Raw genomic sequence first — 19,399 nt, 5'->3', positions numbered from 1 at the left:
TGGTTGTCTTTTTCTTTTGATGCTGGGCGCTTGTTTGACCGGTTAGGCCGCCGATTGCGCGAATGCTTGGGTTTCGGTGCATCCAAGCGGGTCAGCACAAAAATACGCACAACCAAAATTGCAGTATTCATAGAGGTAATCCTCTAGTGCCGTAATCACCTGGTCGTGATTGGCGTGGCGATTGCCGGGCTGATAAAAGCCGCGCAACCGCAGCTGGTCATAACCCCAATCACCGACGATATAGTCATACTTACTCAAGATATCGTTATAGCGATTCTCGAGTGCTTCACGATCGAACGCCTCACGATAATTCTCTACCAGTTGATAGCGACGATCGTCAATCGTTAATAAGTCCTTGCCCAAAACAACGACGCGTTGATCCGTTTCTGGTGCAATCAATGTGTCGATTTGGTCCAGTGACTTTGGTGGCTCTGTTTCTGCCATCCTCATTCCTCCAGTGTGTTGTGCCACGTTTCTCAATCCAAGGGGTACCGCTTGGCCAGATAGCGACCAAAGGCATCACGCAAGAAATCGGGAAACAGCAATTCGTTTTGGCCCATAATTTCGATTGTTGGGAAAAACGGAATAAATAAATAGTGATCGAGTGTTGTTAGGGTATACGTCGCGTCAGCCTCAAGTGATTGGTCCTGCCAGGTGACCACACGCTTAGGCGATACCTGAAGCCCAGCGTAACCGATGTCACCAAAAATCTTACCGCGGAAACTCATGCCCACCATGTGGAATTGACGCAGGAAAGGCCGATTCTTCTCGCCTTCCATCGCTAAGCGCCACATGTCTCGACCCGTTAGCGTCACCCGCATCAGATGCATAGGGTGAGGCAAGAGTGAATGCAGTGTGGCTTTGGTCACCACGCCGGCGTCCAAATCGTGCAGGAAGAGTCCCGCATTCATCAGACTGACATCGGTGTGACCCTCTGCCGCCAAGGCCTCAAGCCCCAATTGGCGCAATGGTGAATCGTGGCGATAGTCGATTGCAAACGCGTGTGGTAATCGGGCCACAGGTTGGGCCGCCAACATGGCGAGTCCCTTATCCCGATAACCGTCGATGATTGCTTGGTCGTCCGGCTCTGTCGGCATCTCACTGACAGGATAGGTGGCCGCCCGGGAGGCCATCACGCGATGATTGTCGTCCAATTCAAGCGTGATTTGACCAACGTAATGACCGTACTTCTCAGCAGCCGTGATTAGCGTGTGACCAACCATCTCGCCCTGTTTTAATAGATGATGGGTATGCCCACCGATAATGACGTTAATCTGTGGATAATGTTTGGCCAAGTAGCGATCCGCTTCAATGCCCAGATGAGACAGCATCACCAAGTCATCATAGGTGCCGGCGATATCATCGAGCAAATCGGGTAGCAAGTCGCCCACTGTTTTAACCCGCCAGCCGTTAGGTGTGTAGGTCAAAAAGAACGGTGCGGTAAACCCAATAATAGCAACCCGTGTGCCTGCCGGTGTCACCTTGTGGACAACCGGATGGGCAAACTTTGGCCGTGTGCCATCGGGTTCAAAGAGATTAGCGAGCGCAACCGGAAAATTCGCATGGTCGTACAGATGTGAAAGGACCGCATGTGAATTGCCGATACCTTCGTTGTTGCCAATGGTCACCGCATCGTATTGCAACTCATTCAGCATCTCGATATTGATCTGGCCATCCGTTGCTTCAGACAGTGGATGTGAACGATCCATCGCGTCACCGTCATCGAGCAGCAAGACACTGTGGCCCGCCGCCCGTTCGCGTTCACGCGTTGTGCGCAAGAACCGCGTAATCTTAGGCCAGTTTTCAAAATGTGAATGCAAATCATTGGTATGCAATATCGTCAGTGTTTCCATCGGCTCACTCCTCCCGCATTAATCCCTATGACCTCTATCTTAAAGAAGTGTGGTTTTCTGGTCAATGCGTATCGTTGACCGATGCCAAGTAGGCGCGCTTCTTTTCAAAAATAGTGAAGATCTCAGCGGCCGTGAGTGGTGCCCCAAAAGGCAATGGTTCAGGGAGCAAGTCGCGTTCCGGTGCGTCCACCCCCACGTTGATATTCTCAGCAACGGGCACCATGCTGTGATGGATATGGCCATGAATATTCAGTGTCTGTTTCACAATCCCCATCAGCAATGGGTAATGTGTCAGGAACAGTTGCGTGTGATTGTCCTTGACGATGGCACCGACATCATGGAATTGATATTTTGGCGTGCCACCCGGCATGGGATCATGCGCGGCGAGATACTTGAACAAGGCGCGATAATCGTGATTACCTTTGATAAAAACAATGCGGCCGTTCAATTGTTCAAGGATTGCGGCCGTCTGTTCGTTGGTCGGTACCTGCTCAGGATTCATGGCGATATCGCCCAAGTGATAGACGACATCGTTATCGTCCACGCGGTCGTTCCACGCCTTAATCATGGCGTTATTCATGTCTGTGACATTAGCAAACAACCGAGGCGCAAAATCATTTTGGCCCAGTAAGTCTGCGTGAAAGAAATGGGTATCTGCGATATAGAATTGCATAAGCGCTCACTTTCTACGCCGGCGGTTGATAATCCAGGTGGTCAGCGGGCCCGTCACCAAAACGGCGAGCATCGCGGCGAGGACCTGGAAGAGTTCCCCCACCAGCACTTTATTATTCAGTAATTGTGATACATCATAGTGCAACCGGACAAACCAGATGAATAGCGCGGCAAAGCCACCAAAGAACCCAAAGAACAAGGTGTTCATGGCGGTGCCGATAATTTCACTGGTCAGTTCATGTTGTGCCTGCGGGGTGTCGAGATCAGCTGTGGTCAATCCAGCCGCAACGGCAATGGCGACCTCAGCGACAGCACCCAATGCACTCATAATACCAGTCGCAATCATAATCTGCTTGAAACTGACTCCGATGAGCAGTGAAAAGCCTTCTAGGGTCTCCCCATCCTCATCGCCAAAACCACCGGTCACGCCATATGTCACCAGCACCCACATCAAACCCGCTAGGCCCAAAAGTACGAGCATCGAGGCTAAAAATGCCGGGCCGGCAATCTTGGTGTTTTGGCTGTTCATAAAGATGGTGATGCTCAAGCCGAGCACCCCTAACACCAGTGCCACGCCAATCGGTTGAAACCCGCCCGCTATGAGAATGATGGTGACAATCAGCAGTAGGGCATTCAGCGCTAACGACGTAAATGTCGTCACCGCGTGTTTGCCTTCCACCGCGAGTAAGAGAACAAAGAGCACTAAAATCAACGCAAGAATGCCATTCATCGTGTTGTCCCCCTTCTCATACTCATCAATAGACTCGTGATGGGCACCGCGAGCACAATCCCAAAGGCACTAATCAATGTCTGTGCCAGACCGAGCCCCATGACCCATTCCACGGTTTGCGCAATGGAGTTACTGTTGCGCAACCACAAAATAGCTTCACTGAAGGTCCCGACCATAAAAATCATCAACAGCACATTGATTAGTGGGCCCAAGATATCGCGACCCAGTGCCATGCCGGTTTGAAATCGCGCCTTACCCGTCTGTGGGCTAGCTGCCAGCGTCATGCTGATGTCACCGACAATGTCCAGCACCGCACCGAGCGCCCCAATCACGACTTGAATATAAAACAGGAGTTGCGGCGCCTGGGTCACGTACTTCACGGTTTCAAGATGAATCCCGGCATAGTTAGTCAAGGTCATGATGGCATACCCTAATGCCACTGCGAGTCCCGTTGCGAGCACCGTCACGCCACTGATGACCCCGGCGAGTGGCTTTAATCCCACAATGAAAACCGCGGTGATTAATGTGAAGGCAATCGCGAGACCACTGAACAACAGACCGACCGACAGCTGCTGATTGGTCACGTCAACGTGCACGGCAAGATAAAATAAACCGGTATTGAGGACCAAACTGATCAACGTCATCCAGAATTGACGGCGCATGGTCAATGCCAGCACCACGATGAACAAGCTCAAGAGACTGAGCAACAGCCAATCCCGCTTGAGATCCTTGATCTGCGGACTTTTACCGCTCGTCACAAACAGTTGGTTGCCTGTTTTCACTTCAAAATCAATCGTGCCACTGTCAGTAAACGTGTTGTTAAGCGATACAGTTTGCCCCTTACGTTTGGTGTTCAGGTACCGCGCTCGAATCTCTTGGTTGGTCTGATGATCCTGATTTTGATTCTCATCCGTTATGGCCTCTGCCTTTTGATTCGTCACCCGGGTCGCCTCGACAATCGGCGCCTGATACAACGGGGCATCCACCCACGCCAACGCGGCGACAATCAGCGGCACAATCACAACGAGCAATAATTTGAGCCAACGTGGCATGGTGGGCCTCCTTTGTTAACCGATGTGGTTTTGTGCCATGATTTCTTGATACGCCTGCTTGATGGGGCCTTCGGGTTTTGCCCATTCTTCCCATGCATCCAGGTCTACCGTTGGAAACGTATAGGTTTCATTGATATAGCTCTCGTAGCGATTCACCGCCGTTGAGTGTGGGATGTTCAGTTGCAAGATGCGCACTGATTTGATCAAATGCTTGAGTGCAGCCGATTCGGCCACTCCATTCATCATGATGTTGCCCAGCTCATTGTAGCGGGTGCCATCGTTACGTGTAATCTCTTGAATCAGGTCGAAAGTTTGGTATCGTTCAGCCATGAGTTGCCTCCCCAAAAGTTGTTTTGCATGTCTTCTATAATAACGCATATCACCGATAATTGTTTTTGATTTGATTTCGTGGTAAGGTTTTACCTAGTCTTAATAAAGGAGGAGGAGCCATGCATCGCCTTTTTCAACTCACTTTTCTCGTCAGTGCCTTTCTGCTACTGAGCGGCTTCACGGTAATCGGTCATCGTGGCGACCCCACCGTGTATCCTGAAGAGACCTTTCAAAGCTTCGATAGTGCGTTCGCGCAAGGCGCCAATTACGTCGAGCTCGACGTGCACGAAACAAGTGACGGCCAAATCGTTGTGCAACACGACAATAATCTGGTGCGGATGACCGGGGTCAATCGCCTGATCAGTAGCAGCACGTTGGCACAAGTGCAGCAGGCCAAAACCAAAACGGTGAGGCCGTCCACAGTCTGGCCGACGTCTTCGCTCATTATCAACACACCAACGCCAAAATTTAATTGAAACCAAAATTGCAAAGGGTGAACCCCATCCAGACCTTGAGGCCAAAATTGCTGCTCTGATTAATCAATATCACTACCAGAATCGGGTCATGTTCCATTCATTCTCACTCAGCAGTCTCAAGCGCCTGCAAAAGGTCTTACCAAATGTCCCGCGCATCCTCATTGTCGGATCCCTGAAGCGCATCACTTTCGACAGCTTCAAGTACGTGGATGGTATCAACATCAGCTCTGACTTAATTACCCCTGACCTTGTCAGCCAATTGCACTACATTGGCAAGAAAGTCTACATCTGGGATGAAATGAACGAGAATCGCGTCCTCTGGAACTGGTTGGTCAACTTGAACATCGATGGTGTCGTCACCAATTATCCGGGTCTCGGCCATGAATTTCAGTCACTCAAGGCCAACGCCGTTTCTGAGAACGTGAATTCGCTCGCCAGCAACACCAGCAATAACGCGTTGCCCATCTACATGAATCCCTACCAACCAGCCGTTCGCAAACGCACCTTGGCACCAAACGCGGTCGTTGACGTCACCAAACGCGTGCGCCTCAATCAGGCCGTTTATTATCAGATTGGTCAAAACGCATTTGTACCGGCCGAAACCATCAATGTGGTCCCGCAAGCGGGTTGGGCCCATCTCTTCTTGAATCATCGCATCATCATCAAGACAGAGGCGCTTCAACTCAGATTGGTGGATGATCCGCTGCAGCCGAGTCCAACCGCGACACAATTGACCAATGGCACCATCGCCACGGTCACCGCGGCGCGTTACTACAACAACCAACTGTGGCTACGGGTTGAATCGGGCTGGTTACCAGCCAGTGAAGCACAGGTGCTGCCACCCGAGACAGATAACCAACTGTGGTTTTACCAATACAGTCAGATTCCACAACAGCTCAAGCCCGTGATTCATTTGCCGAATAATACAGCCCCACTCGTGAGCAATTAGTCATTATTAACCCAAAATAGCGTCTGGAACAACCCCAATCAGGGTTGTTCCAGACGCTATTTTTTACTCTGTGACTAGGCCACAACCACCGCAAACGCCTCAAATGGTGCCAGTGTCTGATCAGCCAACGTAATCGCATGATCGGGATAGTTTTGAATCAACACGTCACTCACAGTGTAACCAGGTAGGGCGATGTGCGCTTCGGTCTTGCCAAAGTTGGCGACAACTAACCACTTCTTGCCCTCCCACTGCCGGGTGTAAGCGAAGACCTGGTCGGGTACCGCCTCGATGGCACTGAATTCACCCCACACCATGATTGGATTCACTTTACGCATCGCAATCAATTGCTGATACGTGTAAAAGATGGACTCAGGGTCGGCCAATGCATCGTGTACATTAATGACCGGGTAATTCGGATTGACCGCTAACCACGGCGTGCCGGTTGTAAAGCCAGCATTGGCACTTTCATCCCACTGCATCGGGGTGCGGGCGTTATCACGGCCCTTGGCATTGATTGACTGCAAAATATCATCCACCGCGTAACCCGCTGCCAAGCGTTCCTGATACATGTTGCGCGATTCGATATCTTCGATTTGATCCAAGTCGGTCACCGTGTGATTCGTCATGCCGATTTCCTCACCCTGATACACGTACGGTGTGCCCTTCATGAAGTGCAGCGCAATCGCAAACATCTTAGCAGAGACCTCGCGCAAGTCGCCGTCATCACCGAAGCGTGACACAATGCGTGGCAAGTCATGGTTGTTCCAAAACAGGCTATTCCACCCCTCATCGCCGAGTTGCGTTTGCCATTTAATGAATACCTCTTTCAATTTCTTGACGTCTAGTGGCACCAAATCCCATTTTTCGCCATCAGGTTTTTGATCCAACATCATGGCTTCAAATTGAAAGACCATCGATAATTCGTGGCGATCGGGATTGGAATACAGCTTGGCGCTTTCTGGTGTCGCCGACCAAGTTTCACCGACCGTCAACAGATCCTTATCCCCAAATGTTGCCTGATTCATCTCCTGCAGATAAGGATGCAACTGTGGACCGTTGCCCGTGATTGCTTGTTCGGGAATCTTCCCAATCAAATCGATCACATCCATCCGGAAACCGCCGATTCCCTTGTCGATCCAGAAGTTCATCATCTGATACACAGCCTGACGCAATTCGGGATTCGTCCAGTTCAAGTCGGGTTGCTTCTTGGAGAAAAGATGCAGATAGTATTGGCCGCTGGCTTCATCAAATTGCCACGCTGAACCAGAGAAACTGGATCGCAAAGCATTGGGTTCATGCCCATCGACCGGATCAGCCCAAACATAGTAATCGCGCTTGGGGTTGTCCTTGCCTTTTTAGCTTCGACAAACCACGCGTGCTCGTCACTGGTGTGATTCACGACGAGATCCATGACGATGCGGATATCGCGTTTCTTGGCTTCCGCAATCAAGCGGTCCATGTCTTGCATGTTGCCAAATTCGGTCATAATGGCCTGATAATCCGAGATATCATACCCGTTATCATCATTTGGACTCTGATAGACAGGACTCAACCAAATCGCGCCAATCCCCAATTTTGCAAGTAATCGAGCCGGGAAATAATGCCCTGCAGGTCGCCAATCCCATCCCCATTACTGTCCTGAAAACTGCGTGGATAAATCTGGTAAATCACTGTGGTCTGCCACCAATGCTGCATGCTGCTTCCTCCTTATGTCATCTGCACCACTCATTGAGCCGCGCATCTATGTATCCGATTTCAATTCACTTCAAACCTTATCATAGCCAACCGATAATGCAACCGCCAATCGCCCTGTTAACGGTAACAACAGCCCGTTGAACCATGGTGCTTTTGTATGCCTGATGTGATAAGGTAGTACTAATCTAACGAAGAAAGCAGGTTGACTCAATGGCAATTAACTGGCAAGCCGAAGCGGCTAAATATGAAAAAGATCTTCTCGCAGATTTAACCACCTTACTGCGAATCAAATCTGAACGCGATATCGAACACAAGACAGATGACGCACCTCTTGGCCCCGGCCCTGCAAAAGCATTACAAGCAATGCTCGCACTGGCAGAACGTGATGGCTTCAAGACCTTAAACGTGGACAACGTGGCTGGTCGCATCGAAATGGGCGACGGCGACGAAATCTTCGGTTTATTCGGTCACATGGACGTTGTGCCTGCTGGTCCAGGCTGGAACACCGATCCTTATGAACCCGTAATCAAAGACGGCAAGATTTATGCGCGTGGTTCATCCGATGACAAGGGCCCAAGCATCGCAGCCTACTATGCCTTGAAGATGATCAAGGATCTGGGCTTACCTGTTAATAAGAAGATTCATTTTATTATCGGGACCGATGAAGAATCCGAATGGGTCGGCATCAACCGCTACATGGAAGTTGAACCAGCACCCGACTTTGGTTTCTCACCTGATGCTGAATTTCCTATTATCAATGGTGAAAAAGGGATTGCCACTTTTGCCGTTAACTTGAAGAATATCGCAGCCAAGTCCGCTGCCTTGACCCTGCAACAATTCACTGCTGGGATTCGGGTTAATATGGTGCCACAATCAGCAACAGCAGTCATCGGTGGCCAACTGCCAGCCGACTTTGATGCCCAGTTGCAAGACTTCACCAAAGCAAATCACGTCACAGCCACCACAGAAGCCAAGGGTAATGCAACTGAACTCACCCTCGTTGGTAAGGGCGCTCATGCGCAAGAACCAAAAGCTGGTGTCAATGCTGCCACCTACTTGGCTACTTTCCTGAATACCTTTGACTTCGATCCTGCGGGCAAGACTTACCTGCACTTGATTGCTGACTTCATGCATGAAGACTCACGCGGCCACAAGCTACAAATCAACTACACGGACAAAGTGATGGGTGAATTGACCGCCAGTCCTGACATGTTTGACTTCAACCAAGATGGCAACAAGCAAATCATGATCAACATCCGCTACCCTCAAGGGACAGATGCCAGTCAGATTCGCGACCAAATCGAAAGCACATTAGGTGAAGACTTGGTTGACGTTACCATCAACGGTCACGCTCAAGGTCCTCACTATGTTTCCGGTGATGATCCATTGGTACAAACCTTGCTCGGTGTCTTCGAACGCCAAACTGGCTTAAAGGGTCACGAACAAGTTATCGGTGGTGGGACTTACGGTCGCATCATCGAACGCGGGGTTGCCTTTGGTGCCCAAATGCCTGATCAAGAAAACGTCATGCATCAAGCAAACGAATATATGCCAATTAAAGATATTATGGCTGCCGTGGCGATTTATGCCGAAGCAATCAGCGAACTCGCTAAGTAAGTCAAATTCTTTTAGATTTAGACCGCTTGCGACTATAATGTAGTTACAGCTGACGGGGATGTCTGCTGTGACCAAAAGGGCCCCACACGATAACAATCGTGTGGGGCCTGCTTTGTGTCTTCATCAAATACTGGGATATCGGCCAGTCGTCATCGCGATAGGCACGATTTAGTGATCGGCCACAATCTTGAGTAAATCGGTCAACCGGCTGATCTGATAAGTCGGTAGAATGGTCGTCCGATTAGGCACGAAATGAGGATTGAACCACACCGAATCGATTTTGGCATTGATGCCACCCTGAATATCGGACGTCAGTGAGTCCCCGATAATCAACGCCTGTTTGGGATCGAATTTAGGGATCCGCTGCATCACGTAGTTGAAGAACGCCATAGTGGGTTTGGGGCTGCCCACCGTATCACTGACAAAAATATCATCGAAATAGTCAATCAAGCCACTCTCTTCTAAGCGACTGATCTGCACGGGCTCGATGCCATTTGAGACGATGTAGCGCTGATAATCACCGAGTTGGGCCAACACCTCAGCACTTTCCGGTAAAATAATCGCCTGTTGATCCAGTAATTGACGGTAGTGCCGTTCTGCCTCCTCACCATCCGCATCGAGGTGCAGGCGAGCAAAAGTTTTCGCAAACCGCTGCTTAAAAATCTGCGGCCGCAAAATTTTACCACTTTCGTAATCTTGCCACAGCTTGGCATTGGTCGCTAAATAGGTCGCCTCAACTTGTGGGGTGTATGGGATATTCATTTTTTCAAAGGTCTGGCCTAAACTCAATAACTCCCCGGCCTTGAAGTCCAGCAACGTGTCGTCGATATCAAATAACAAATAGCGATACATGGTTTCCCTACTCTCTGTCCTGTAATTGTTACTGTTTCTAGCATACCAAATCTTCACTGGAAAACCATTATTTCCTGAAACCTGCGCCTGTTTGGTATATAATTACGATTAACGCACGAATAAAGGTGGGAAATCAATTTGAAGACACTCTCAACGTGGGTGCAGAATTTCAAGGTCTGGCTTGCCAAACACTTAGCACGTTTCTTTGGCGCCAAAAAACTCGAAGTCATCACAATGCAGACGCTAATCAGTCTGCCGCCTTCTATGCCGATGTCAGTTTACAGACGTTTAAAACCGTCGTTTACTACATTATTGGTGTTGCGGGCGTCCTTTTTGTTTAGGCTTAGGGCTATTAACCGGTTATTTTGCAGCCATCATTGACGATACGCCGGTACCAACCCGCGCGGCGCTCAGTACAACGTTACATAACGTTTCACAATCATCGTCACTTTACTTCGCTAATGATGTCAAACTCAGCAATGTCAAAACCGATCTGGTTCGCCAAAATGTCGATCTGAATCAGATGACACCTTGGGTCACCAAGGCATTGGTCGCCACAGAAGATAGCGATTTTTATCAACACCATGGGGTCGTCCCTAAGGCGGTTGTTCGCGCGGTCTTCTCTGACCTCACCGGTGTCGGGAGCCAAACGGGTGGCTCAACCCTAACCCAACAAGTGGTCAAAATGCAGTTTCTGTCTTCAGAAACCACATTCAAACGTAAGGCTGTCGAAATGATGCTGGCGTTACGCCTGGATCACTTTTTCAGTAAAGGCGAAATTCTGCAGGCCTACTTAAATACCGCCACATTGGGCCGCAACAATAAGGGCCAAAATATTGCTGGTGTGCAGGCCGCAGCTGAAGGTTTATTCGGTAAAACTGCCAAAACGCTGACTCTTCCTGAAGCGGCCTTCATCGCTGGGTTGCCACAGAGTCCTTCCGTTTATACGCCATACACCCAAAGCGGCGCCCTTAAAAAGGACCTCTCGGCTGGAGTCGAACGGCAAAAAACGGTGCTCTTTCGGATGTATCGCGCCAACATGTTGAGCAAGACAGAATACAACAACGCTAAAAACTATGACATCACAAAGGACTTCCTGCCAACGGGTAAAGCTACCCAGAGCAGCCAAGAATACAGTTATGTCTATAACATGGTTAACAGTGAAGCGACTGTCATTCTCGCCCAACAATTGGCTAAAGAAGATGGTCATTCAAAGGCTGAGCTGAATAATGACAGTAGTCTCAATCAGCAATACACCGAACAGGCCACCGAATTATTAACCACCAAGGGCTATCGCGTTCACAGTACCATCAATAAGCAAGTTTACGACGCAATGCAGACGGTTGTTAATGAAAACAAATACAGCTTCGGTCAGACCTACACCTCGACACAGATCAACCCTGAGACGGGTGATACTGAAGTTGTCCAGAGCCCCGTTCAAAATGGCTCTGTCTTGTTGGACAATGCCACGGGGGCCATTCTTGGTTTCGTCGGTGGTGTCGATGGTGGTATCAACCATACCTATACAACCCGGTCACCTGGGTCGACCATCAAGCCACTGTTGGTGTATGGACCCGCGGTTGAAAATAAGCTGATCGGTACGCAAACCATGATTGCCGACTTCAAGACCAACTTCAAGAATAATTATAATGTGACGGACTTCGGCGGTCAGATTCAAAACCGGTTCATTCCTGCCAAAGAAGCCTTAGCAGAGTCCTATAATATCCCCGCCGTTAACCTCTACCAGAAACTGCGTGAAACAGTCAACGTCAAGCCTTACATCGATAAGATGGGGATCACGACCTTGACCAAAAACGACTACTCACAACTCGGCTTAGCGCTTGGGGGGACCGATTACGGGGTCACCGTTCAAGAACAAGCGAGTGCCTTTTCAACCTTTGCTCGCGGTGGCACCCACACCGATGCCTATGTCATTGACGCCATTCTCGATCCTGCTGGTAATGCGGTGTACAAGCACAAGGGCAAGACAACCCGCGTCTTCTCACCAAGTACGAGCTACATCATGAGCAACATGCTCAAGGGTGTTGTCACGGATGGGACGGCATCAAGTCTGAACTATCAACTCAATTTCAACACCGATAATTTGATCGGTAAGACCGGGACCAGTAATGAGTACAAGGATATCTGGTTCATCGGGAGTACACCGGGTGTGACCCTGGCCAGCTGGATGGGTTACGATAACGCGGATGGCCGCAGTTATAACCTGAACGAAAGTGCTTCAGAAACCAACTTAGCCTACTGGGCCAAGTTAGCCAATGCCTCATACAAGCTCCTCCCTAACCAGTTCAAATTGGGCAGCACCATGGAACGCCCTGCTGGTGTGAAGAGTGTCAGTGTGAACAAGCAGACTGGGCAAAAGCCGGGCAACGTCACGGTGGATGGTTCCACATACACCGTTAATGGGGACTCCGTCACTGGACTCTACAACGACTGGGAACCCGGTGTGACAACGGCCAACTTTGGTATTGGCGGCACAACCGCTAACTACCACGCCTTCTGGAGTCGTTACTACGGTGGTTATTACACCGATGCCACACAAAATTATGGCTTAGTGACCACAGAAGCTTCAGCGGTCGGCACTGCTGGCTAGCGATTTAGACATGCAAAAGGGGTTGTGACAAAACGTAGTTTTGTCACAACCCCTATTTCAATTTCCGAACAAACTAGACTAATCGCGTTCCAAAACCACAAAAAAGCGAGCCCTCGCAATCCATTTGGATTTTGAAGGGCTCGCTTTGGCGTGACCTAATTATTTTGTTGAATTACGTTCGGTGATATCAAAGCCTAACATCACTGTCTTAGCGTCGATATCTTCTTTGTTCATCATCTTTGTCAACAGACGCATTGCCACCGCACCGATATCGTACAGAGGTTGGTCAATCGATGTGAGTTGTGGGCGAGCCATTTCGGTTAACTTCGTATTGTTACTTGTGATCAATTCGAAATCATCGGGAATGGATACACCCGCATCAACCGCACCATCGAGCACACCGACTGCCAATTCGTCGTCACCGACAACAGCAGCGGTTGCGCCAATCTTTTGCATCTGCTTGAAGGCGGCCATACCAGCGTTATAACTATATTCGGTTTCAAAGACCAAGCTTTCGTCATAAGCGATACCAGCTGCATCAAGTGCTTGCTTGTAGCCCTTTAAGCGGTATTGGCCGTTGATAGGTTGGCGCATTGGGCCGGTAATCAAGGCCACTTGCTTGTTACCATCTTCGATTAACTTGGTTGTCGCAGCCTTCACCGCTTCAACGTAGTCAATGTTCACACTGCCGACTTGTTCATCAGGATCGACTGAACCAGCCAAAACAATCGGTGTCTTGCTACGGGAGAATTCCGCCCGCACTTCATCACTGATTTCGTGACCCATGTAGATCAGGCCATCGACTTGCTTAGCCAACAATGTATTCAGCACTTGCACTTCTTTTTGGCTGTTCTCGTCTGAGTTAGCCAAAATAATGTTGTACTTGTACATCGTCGCAACGTCGTCAATCCCCCGCGCAAGGCTGGAGAAGAACATGTTTGTCACATCGGGGATAATCACACCGACTGTGGTTGTCTTCTTGCTGGCAAGGCACGTGCAACTGCGTTTGGCCGATAGTCCAAACGATCGATCACTTCGAGCACCTTTTTACGGGTGGCTGGTTTAACGTTAGGGTTACCATTCACGACACGAGAAACGGTTGCCATTGAAACGCTAGCTTCACGGGCAACATCATAGATTGTAATTGTTTGCTTTTCCAAAATATTTGCTCCTTAAAATTTGTGTTTTCACTGAACACAATTTCTACTTTCAGTCTACTTTAGCAGATAGCCATCAACAATGCAAGCGTTTTACTGAATTTTTGCATGAAAATTTCAAAACATTTTTCAGAAAGCCGTACCAACATAGGTATGTTATACTGTGGGGGTGCTTATTAACATCACTTGACCCTTTCACTGAAAAATATTGAAAAACATTCTTTTCATATGGAAGGCGAGAATAAGGAGGATTTCGATTTGAACTCACATTTACGCGCATTACAAGACTGGTTAGGCCAACAGAACTTAGACCTTGGTTACATCAGCAATCCTGTCAACATCAACTACTTAACCGGGTTTTACAGTGATCCCGAAGAACGGGTAACCGCATTGATTGCCTTTCCTGATCACGACCCATTCCTATTTGTCCCTGCTCTTTCCGTTGAAGCGGTCAAATTAACGGGTTGGCCCTATGATGTCTTTGGTTATCTCGATCACGAAGAACCATTCAAGTTAATTGCGGATCACATCAATGCCGCAACCAGTACCACCAAGCTTTGGGCCATTGAAAAAGATGACTTACCCGTTTTCCGTTATGAAGCCATCTTGAAGAATTTCCCACAAGCAGCCTTCCCTGCGGATGCATCTCGTTTCTTAGAAGGTCAGAAGTTATTCAAAACGCCTGATGAAATCGCCTTGATGGTCGAAGCCGGACAACAGGCTGATCGTGCCTTTGCTGCTGGCTTTGCCGCAATTAAGGCCGGCGTCACCGAACAAGAAGTCGTGGCCGAAATTGAATACGCCATGATGAAAGAAGGCGTGATGAACATGAGCTTCGACACCATTGTGCAAGCCGGTGCCGATGCTGCTAATCCTCACGGTGGTCCAGAAAAGACGAAGTTGCAACCAGGCGAACTCGTGCTGTTTGACTTAGGGACCGACAACAAGGGCTACATGTCTGATGCCACTCGGACCGTTGCCTTTGGCGAAGTCACTGGTAAGGCCAAGGATATCTATGACGTCTGTCTTGAAGCGCAATTAACCGCTCAAGCAGCCATCAAGCCAGGCTTAACTGCCGCAGAGCTCGACAAATCGCGCGTGACGTGATTACCAAGGCCGGCTACGGTGAATACTTCATCCACCGTCTGGGCCATGGTATCGGGACAAGTACCCACGAATTCCCATCCATCATGGAAGGCAACGACATGACACTTGAACCAGGCATGTGCTTCTCAATCGAACCTGGGATTTATATTCCTGGTGTTGCCGGTGTCCGGATTGAAGACTGTGTCCACGTGACTGAAACTGGTTCCGAAAGCTTCACTCACACAAGCAAGGAATTCACACGTATTGACTAGAGTGCGACAATCCCCGGTCAGCAATCGAGTACTAACGGACTTTGAGTAGCATGGCGGGTTCTGCCATGCGCGAAAAGTGAGTTAGACGGAGATTGTTGGGGTGGGAGCACGTTTAGAGTGCGAAGCCACACGATTTGGCTGTGAGTACTAACGGAGACAAGCGCTACAATTGCGATTTGTGCAATTGGCGCTTGTTTTTGTTAGGCGAAGATTGTTGGGGGGCGGAGCGTGTTTAGAGTGCGACAAAAGGCGCTTAAAACATGAGGATTAGCAATATCTTGGCTAGAAGCTGATATGTGGCTTCGGCAAAGATGAGCTAACCGGTGCTTTGCCTTTTGAAACACGTTTCAGACAAACAAAAGGAGTTGCGCTGGACCCATTGCGGGTCTGGCACAACTCCTTTTTCGTTTCTAAAGTTTGTTTATTTAGCTGAGTCAGGTGTTTCACTCGCTGCTTCTGGTGCTTGGCTTGCCGCAGCTTCTGGTTCAGCAGCCGCTGATTCAGGTGCTGCTGGCGTATCATCATTCTTTGCTTGAACAAAAGCACTTTGACCATCTAAGACAATGTCGTCAAAGTCATCGTTGGCAGCAACTTCAGGGGTTGCGGTGAGCTCGTCACGCAACTGCGCGGTTTGTTCATCGAAATCGCTCAAGCCATCATCACTGACTGTTGGCATCACTTTGGTCTTCAAATCACCAACAACGCCACTTGCGTTTTCGCGCAGGTCTTCGGTGGCTTCCATTGCAAAATCATAATAGTCAGCCGCACGATCAGAAAGTTTGTCTAACTTCTTTTTGGCTTGTGCCTTCAAATCCTCACTTGTTTGTGGGGTTAAGAAATAGGTCGCTGCTAATGCACTTACACCACCGACAATAAAGCCGAGTAAGAAATGTCCATTTTTGCCATGTTAATGCCCTCCTATTTGGTTGGTTGTTCAGTCTTATTCTTTTTAAACATCGCGTAGGCTTTTTGACCAGCCCGTGCGACAACTGTTGCCTTGGTTGTGTTCACAACCCCACCGGAAACTCGAGTGACCAAGTTTCGGGTTGAATTGTTCAATGCGGATACACTCTCACCGAGTTCGCCAACAGCGGTGAAGACAGGATCAATGGTTGCAACCTTCCCGTTCACATCGTTGAGCAAGGTATTGGCTTTGACCAACAACCCCTCTACTTCATGGGTGAGCCCACCCATTTCACTGTTCACAACATCCAATGTCTTGTTGACCTCGGATACGGTTTGTTTCACTTCTTTGGTGACCGCTGCGACCCGCAATACGAAAATCGCAATGCCGACTGCCAAGATTAAGAACGCGATTGCCGCGATTAATCCTGCTACTTCTCCACCTGTCATCTTTCATCCTCCTCGCCGCGTTTGGCTTGAATATATTAAGAATATCATCATTACCGACGCTATTCAATTTATGGCTCGGTTTTGTTACACTGAAATGACAAGTTAGGAGGCCTTTTTGTGCAGTTACTTGCAAAATCATCCACCGACACCCTCGCGCAACAGACCAATTTGGTGCGCCGCTACATCGATTCAATCAATTGGGACGCGATGTTGTCGTCTTTTGTGACGTTAGTTTTTGAACTTTTATTTTCACCATTCTTTTTGGCTGATCAATCGTATCGGCAAACGCATCTTGCGCCACAGCTTTACGCGCTATCAAGCAAAGCGCGCACTCGCAGGTGGTCGCATTTCGACGATTGAGACCTTAGCCACCAATGCCTTTTCTTACCTGGTTGGCTTCTTCTACTTCTACGCCATTCTCTCCACACTCGGTGTTCCCGTCGGCACGCTGATTGCTGGGGCTGGGGTCTTGAGTTTAGCGATTGGGCTAGGGGCACAAGGGTTTGTCAACGATGTCGTGACCGGCTTCTTTATTATTTTGGAAGGCCAGTTAGATGTTGGCGACAGTGTCCAGCTGAATCAGATTTCGGGCACGGTTACGAGTGTTGGTCTCCGCACAACCATCATCAAAAGCGCGGACGGCACGATGAATTTCATTCCCAACCGCAATATCAGTATTGTCAGCAATCGTTCACGCAACAACATGCTCGTCTCAATCAGTCTACCGGTTGAACCCAACGTTGATGTGCACAAGCTCACCGATGTCATCAACCAGGTGAATACTGATCTGGTGCCAAAGTATCAAACCATCATCAAGGCACCCGATCTCTTAGGAATAGCCGCTAATCCCGATGGCACGTTTAGCTATCAGATTCAGATGTACGCCGAAAACGGGGAACAACTCAATCTGCAACGCACCTTCTTGAGTGCCTATCTCAACGCGCTCACCCAGGCGGGCATCACGATTCCGCAGCCCAAGTTAAATCTCAAATAGGCATCTATTCTTACCATCCTTACCAGACACCCAATATTTCCCATATCACTTCACACAATACGTGCACAGTCACGTCACCTCAGGAGGTCCTATGCTTAATTTCATTAAAGGTGCCATCATCGGTATCGCACTGGTTATCCCCCGGTTTATCCGGTAGTATTTTTGCTGTTGTGGTCGGTTTATATGATCGCTTGTTAGACGCCGTTAATCATTTTCGTGATGACCCCAAAGCTCACATGCGCTTTCTATTGCCTGTGGGGCTGGGCGCAGTACTTGGAATTCTGTTATCGACAAAGGCCGTCTTATGGATTACCACCAGCTGGCCGATTCCAAGTTACGCCTTCTTTGTCGGTTTAGTCATTGGAATTGGCCCCTTCATCGCGCGTAAAGTTCGCCAGGTGCCATTCAAATGGGCATATGTCGGCTTGGTTGTATTGGGCTTCTTAGCCATCTATGGTTTGGCCAAACTCGGTGGCACTGAACCCGAGAACATGATTGCGCTCACCAAGCTCAATTCATTAGGGGATTGGGGCACGATGGGCTTTGCTGGGTTGTTCTCCGTGTCCTTGATGGCAATTCCCGGCATTTCGGGTTCCGTCATGCTGATGGTGATCGACCAATACGGCACAATCTATAATGCGGTCGGTGAAATCGGCACGGCGGCCCGATTGCTGCTCAGTGGTAAAACTGCTGAAGCCGGTGTCGCACTGCAGAGTGTGGCGTTACTGGTCCCCTTCATGATCGGTGCCATTATCGGTCTGATTCTGATTGCCAAATTAATGGGTTATCTACTCGCACATTTTGAAGCGCAGGTTTATTACGCCGTCATCGGGATTGTGATTGCTGCCATTGTGATTCTGATTGAAACCGGCATGGTGCCGTATTGGCAAGCCACCTCTGGCCTCCTCGACATCGGACTGGCGATTGTCAGTGTTGTCATTGGGGTTCTCGCCACCCTATTCCTGGACAAACCCGACGCCAAATAAATGTGAGCAAGGGCATCAATGCAAAAGAGGCTGTGACCGACCCCATGCGGGTTGTCACAACCTCTTTTTTGTGGCCATTATTCCAATGGCTTTTTCAGTTTCAAATCATAGTACTCATCCAAGTTATGACTGACAAAGTTAAAACTCTTCATAAACTCGCGCCGTGTCACAATGCCGGTGAATTCGCCGGTTTGCGCGACGACGGGAATGAATGGATCATCAACTAAAATATGCATCACGTTTTCGACATCATAGGGATTCTCGATGGTGCGAACATTGGTGTCCATCACATCGCGAACACAGAGCTCGTCCAGAGGGGCCAAGCTCAAGTTATCGAGGCCCAACATGGTTTCAGTGATCATTGGCATGGATATCAGGCCCTTAAACTTAGAATCGCGATCAAGGACCGGAATCCGGGCGTAACGAACCTTGGTGAGCACCAAGAAAGCATGAGATAATCTGTTCTCTTCACTCACACTGGCAACCATTTCACCGGGGATCAAAAAGTGTTCCTTGTGCGACATCATCATGGCGTTAATCGCTGGATCAATCATGGCTTCGCATCCTCTTTTCCTTTTACACTAATGCTATCTTAACAAGATTCCAGTCAGAAACCAAATGTAAGCGGAAACCTTTACAGAAACTGTAAAAGAGATTTACTATATCATCATAACTTGATAGAATATTCTCATGCGGCTTTTTGCCAGAAATTTA

Annotated in this window: 13 protein-coding genes and 6 pseudogenes; 7 read left to right on the top strand and 12 right to left on the bottom strand. The window is 49.0% G+C overall.

Annotated features, from left to right (window positions below; genetic code table 11):
- Nucleotides 1-42: 42 nt before the first annotated feature.
- From JCM17471_RS03685 to JCM17471_RS03660, 6 genes are all read right to left on the bottom strand, one after another.
- Nucleotides 43-444, bottom strand: coding sequence for a YutD family protein (locus tag JCM17471_RS03685; RefSeq protein WP_082395196.1), 402 nt, complete (start codon nucleotides 442-444; stop codon nucleotides 43-45).
- Between the two features lie 32 nt (nucleotides 445-476).
- The gene (locus tag JCM17471_RS03680) at nucleotides 477-1,853 is read right to left on the bottom strand and encodes a bifunctional metallophosphatase/5'-nucleotidase (protein ID WP_054776857.1); all 1,377 of its coding nucleotides are present in this window, start codon (nucleotides 1,851-1,853) and stop codon (nucleotides 477-479) included.
- A 61-nt stretch (nucleotides 1,854-1,914) separates the two neighbouring features.
- A complete protein-coding gene (locus JCM17471_RS03675) occupies nucleotides 1,915-2,526 on the bottom strand; it encodes a metallophosphoesterase (RefSeq protein WP_054776856.1) in 612 nt (203 codons plus the stop codon).
- 6 nt (nucleotides 2,527-2,532) lie between these two features.
- Entirely contained in the window at nucleotides 2,533-3,255 is a 723-nt protein-coding gene (locus tag JCM17471_RS03670; RefSeq protein WP_054776855.1) for a YibE/F family protein, read from the bottom strand.
- Entirely contained in the window at nucleotides 3,252-4,307 is a 1,056-nt protein-coding gene (locus tag JCM17471_RS03665) for a YibE/F family protein (protein WP_054776854.1), read from the bottom strand. Before JCM17471_RS03665 ends, JCM17471_RS03670 begins: the two co-directional genes overlap by 4 nt.
- A 15-nt stretch (nucleotides 4,308-4,322) precedes the next feature.
- A complete protein-coding gene (locus JCM17471_RS03660; RefSeq protein WP_054776853.1) occupies nucleotides 4,323-4,637 on the bottom strand; it encodes a hypothetical protein in 315 nt (104 codons plus the stop codon).
- 119 nt (nucleotides 4,638-4,756) lie between these two features.
- Between JCM17471_RS03660 and JCM17471_RS16745 the strand changes: the two genes are divergently transcribed.
- Entirely contained in the window at nucleotides 4,757-5,113 is a 357-nt protein-coding gene (locus JCM17471_RS16745) for a glycerophosphodiester phosphodiesterase (protein ID WP_225354105.1), read from the top strand.
- A gap of 88 nt (nucleotides 5,114-5,201) precedes the next feature.
- A complete protein-coding gene (locus JCM17471_RS03655) occupies nucleotides 5,202-6,062 on the top strand; it encodes a glycerophosphodiester phosphodiesterase (protein ID WP_263849402.1) in 861 nt (286 codons plus the stop codon).
- 74 nt (nucleotides 6,063-6,136) lie between these two features.
- Here JCM17471_RS03655 and JCM17471_RS03650 read toward each other — a convergent pair.
- A pseudogene (locus tag JCM17471_RS03650) lies at nucleotides 6,137-7,757 on the bottom strand (glycoside hydrolase family 13 protein).
- A gap of 210 nt (nucleotides 7,758-7,967) precedes the next feature.
- On the opposite strand from JCM17471_RS03650, the gene pepV reads away from it, so the two are divergent.
- A complete protein-coding gene (gene pepV, locus JCM17471_RS03645) occupies nucleotides 7,968-9,374 on the top strand; it encodes a dipeptidase PepV (protein ID WP_054776852.1) in 1,407 nt (468 codons plus the stop codon).
- Nucleotides 9,375-9,542: 168 nt separating this feature from the next.
- Here pepV and JCM17471_RS03640 read toward each other — a convergent pair whose 3' ends face one another.
- Nucleotides 9,543-10,226 carry a YjjG family noncanonical pyrimidine nucleotidase gene (locus JCM17471_RS03640; RefSeq protein WP_054776851.1) on the bottom strand — a complete coding sequence of 228 codons (684 nt, stop codon included), beginning with the start codon at nucleotides 10,224-10,226 and terminating at the stop codon, nucleotides 9,543-9,545.
- A 176-nt stretch (nucleotides 10,227-10,402) separates the two neighbouring features.
- Between JCM17471_RS03640 and JCM17471_RS03630 the strand changes: the two are divergent.
- A pseudogene (locus tag JCM17471_RS03630) lies at nucleotides 10,403-12,837 on the top strand (transglycosylase domain-containing protein).
- 159 nt (nucleotides 12,838-12,996) lie between these two features.
- Here the strand turns inward: JCM17471_RS03630 and ccpA are convergent.
- Nucleotides 12,997-13,997 (bottom strand): annotated as a pseudogene (gene ccpA, locus JCM17471_RS03625) (catabolite control protein A).
- Between the two features lie 255 nt (nucleotides 13,998-14,252).
- Here ccpA and JCM17471_RS03620 point away from each other — a divergent pair.
- Nucleotides 14,253-15,352: pseudogene (locus tag JCM17471_RS03620) on the top strand (M24 family metallopeptidase).
- Between the two features lie 421 nt (nucleotides 15,353-15,773).
- On the opposite strand, the gene JCM17471_RS03615 reads toward JCM17471_RS03620, so the two are convergent.
- Nucleotides 15,774-16,226: a YtxH domain-containing protein gene (locus JCM17471_RS03615; RefSeq protein WP_054776848.1), complete on the bottom strand. Its 453-nt coding sequence runs from the start codon at nucleotides 16,224-16,226 to the stop codon at nucleotides 15,774-15,776.
- 44 nt (nucleotides 16,227-16,270) lie between these two features.
- Complete coding sequence (locus JCM17471_RS03610; protein ID WP_054776847.1) at nucleotides 16,271-16,705, bottom strand: DUF948 domain-containing protein; 435 nt, start codon at nucleotides 16,703-16,705, stop codon at nucleotides 16,271-16,273.
- A gap of 117 nt (nucleotides 16,706-16,822) precedes the next feature.
- On the opposite strand from JCM17471_RS03610, the pseudogene JCM17471_RS03605 reads away from it, so the two are divergent.
- Both JCM17471_RS03605 and JCM17471_RS03600 read left to right on the top strand, forming a co-directional pair.
- A pseudogene (locus JCM17471_RS03605) lies at nucleotides 16,823-17,699 on the top strand (mechanosensitive ion channel family protein).
- A gap of 91 nt (nucleotides 17,700-17,790) precedes the next feature.
- Nucleotides 17,791-18,685: pseudogene (locus tag JCM17471_RS03600) on the top strand (DUF368 domain-containing protein).
- Between the two features lie 77 nt (nucleotides 18,686-18,762).
- Here JCM17471_RS03600 and cbpB read toward each other — a convergent pair.
- Nucleotides 18,763-19,239 carry a cyclic-di-AMP-binding protein CbpB gene (gene cbpB, locus JCM17471_RS03595; RefSeq protein ID WP_054776846.1) on the bottom strand — a complete coding sequence of 159 codons (477 nt, stop codon included), beginning with the start codon at nucleotides 19,237-19,239 and terminating at the stop codon, nucleotides 18,763-18,765.
- Nucleotides 19,240-19,399 lie beyond the last annotated feature (160 nt).

The sequence above is a fragment of the Lacticaseibacillus saniviri JCM 17471 = DSM 24301 genome, assembly GCF_001311785.1.
Classification (GTDB): Bacteria; Bacillota; Bacilli; order Lactobacillales; family Lactobacillaceae; genus Lacticaseibacillus; species Lacticaseibacillus saniviri.
Note: the sequence above shows the minus strand (reverse complement) of the source record. Positions and strands in the feature narration are given on the sequence as shown.

Coding starts and splice junctions, on each gene's coding strand:
- JCM17471_RS03640 (WP_054776851.1), bottom strand. CDS start 10,226: ATGTATCGCTATTTGTTATTTGATATCGACGACACGTTGCTGGACTTC.
- JCM17471_RS03675 (WP_054776856.1), bottom strand. CDS start 2,526: ATGCAATTCTATATCGCAGATACCCATTTCTTTCACGCAGACTTACTG.
- JCM17471_RS03685 (WP_082395196.1), bottom strand. CDS start 444: ATGGCAGAAACAGAGCCACCAAAGTCACTGGACCAAATCGACACATTG.
- JCM17471_RS03680 (WP_054776857.1), bottom strand. CDS start 1,853: ATGGAAACACTGACGATATTGCATACCAATGATTTGCATTCACATTTT.
- pepV (WP_054776852.1), top strand. CDS start 7,968: ATGGCAATTAACTGGCAAGCCGAAGCGGCTAAATATGAAAAAGATCTT.
- JCM17471_RS03660 (WP_054776853.1), bottom strand. CDS start 4,637: ATGGCTGAACGATACCAAACTTTCGACCTGATTCAAGAGATTACACGT.
- JCM17471_RS16745 (WP_225354105.1), top strand. CDS start 4,757: ATGCATCGCCTTTTTCAACTCACTTTTCTCGTCAGTGCCTTTCTGCTA.
- JCM17471_RS03655 (WP_263849402.1), top strand. CDS start 5,202: ATGTTCCATTCATTCTCACTCAGCAGTCTCAAGCGCCTGCAAAAGGTC.
- JCM17471_RS03665 (WP_054776854.1), bottom strand. CDS start 4,307: ATGCCACGTTGGCTCAAATTATTGCTCGTTGTGATTGTGCCGCTGATT.
- cbpB (WP_054776846.1), bottom strand. CDS start 19,239: ATGATTGATCCAGCGATTAACGCCATGATGATGTCGCACAAGGAACAC.
- JCM17471_RS03670 (WP_054776855.1), bottom strand. CDS start 3,255: ATGAATGGCATTCTTGCGTTGATTTTAGTGCTCTTTGTTCTCTTACTC.
- JCM17471_RS03610 (WP_054776847.1), bottom strand. CDS start 16,705: ATGACAGGTGGAGAAGTAGCAGGATTAATCGCGGCAATCGCGTTCTTA.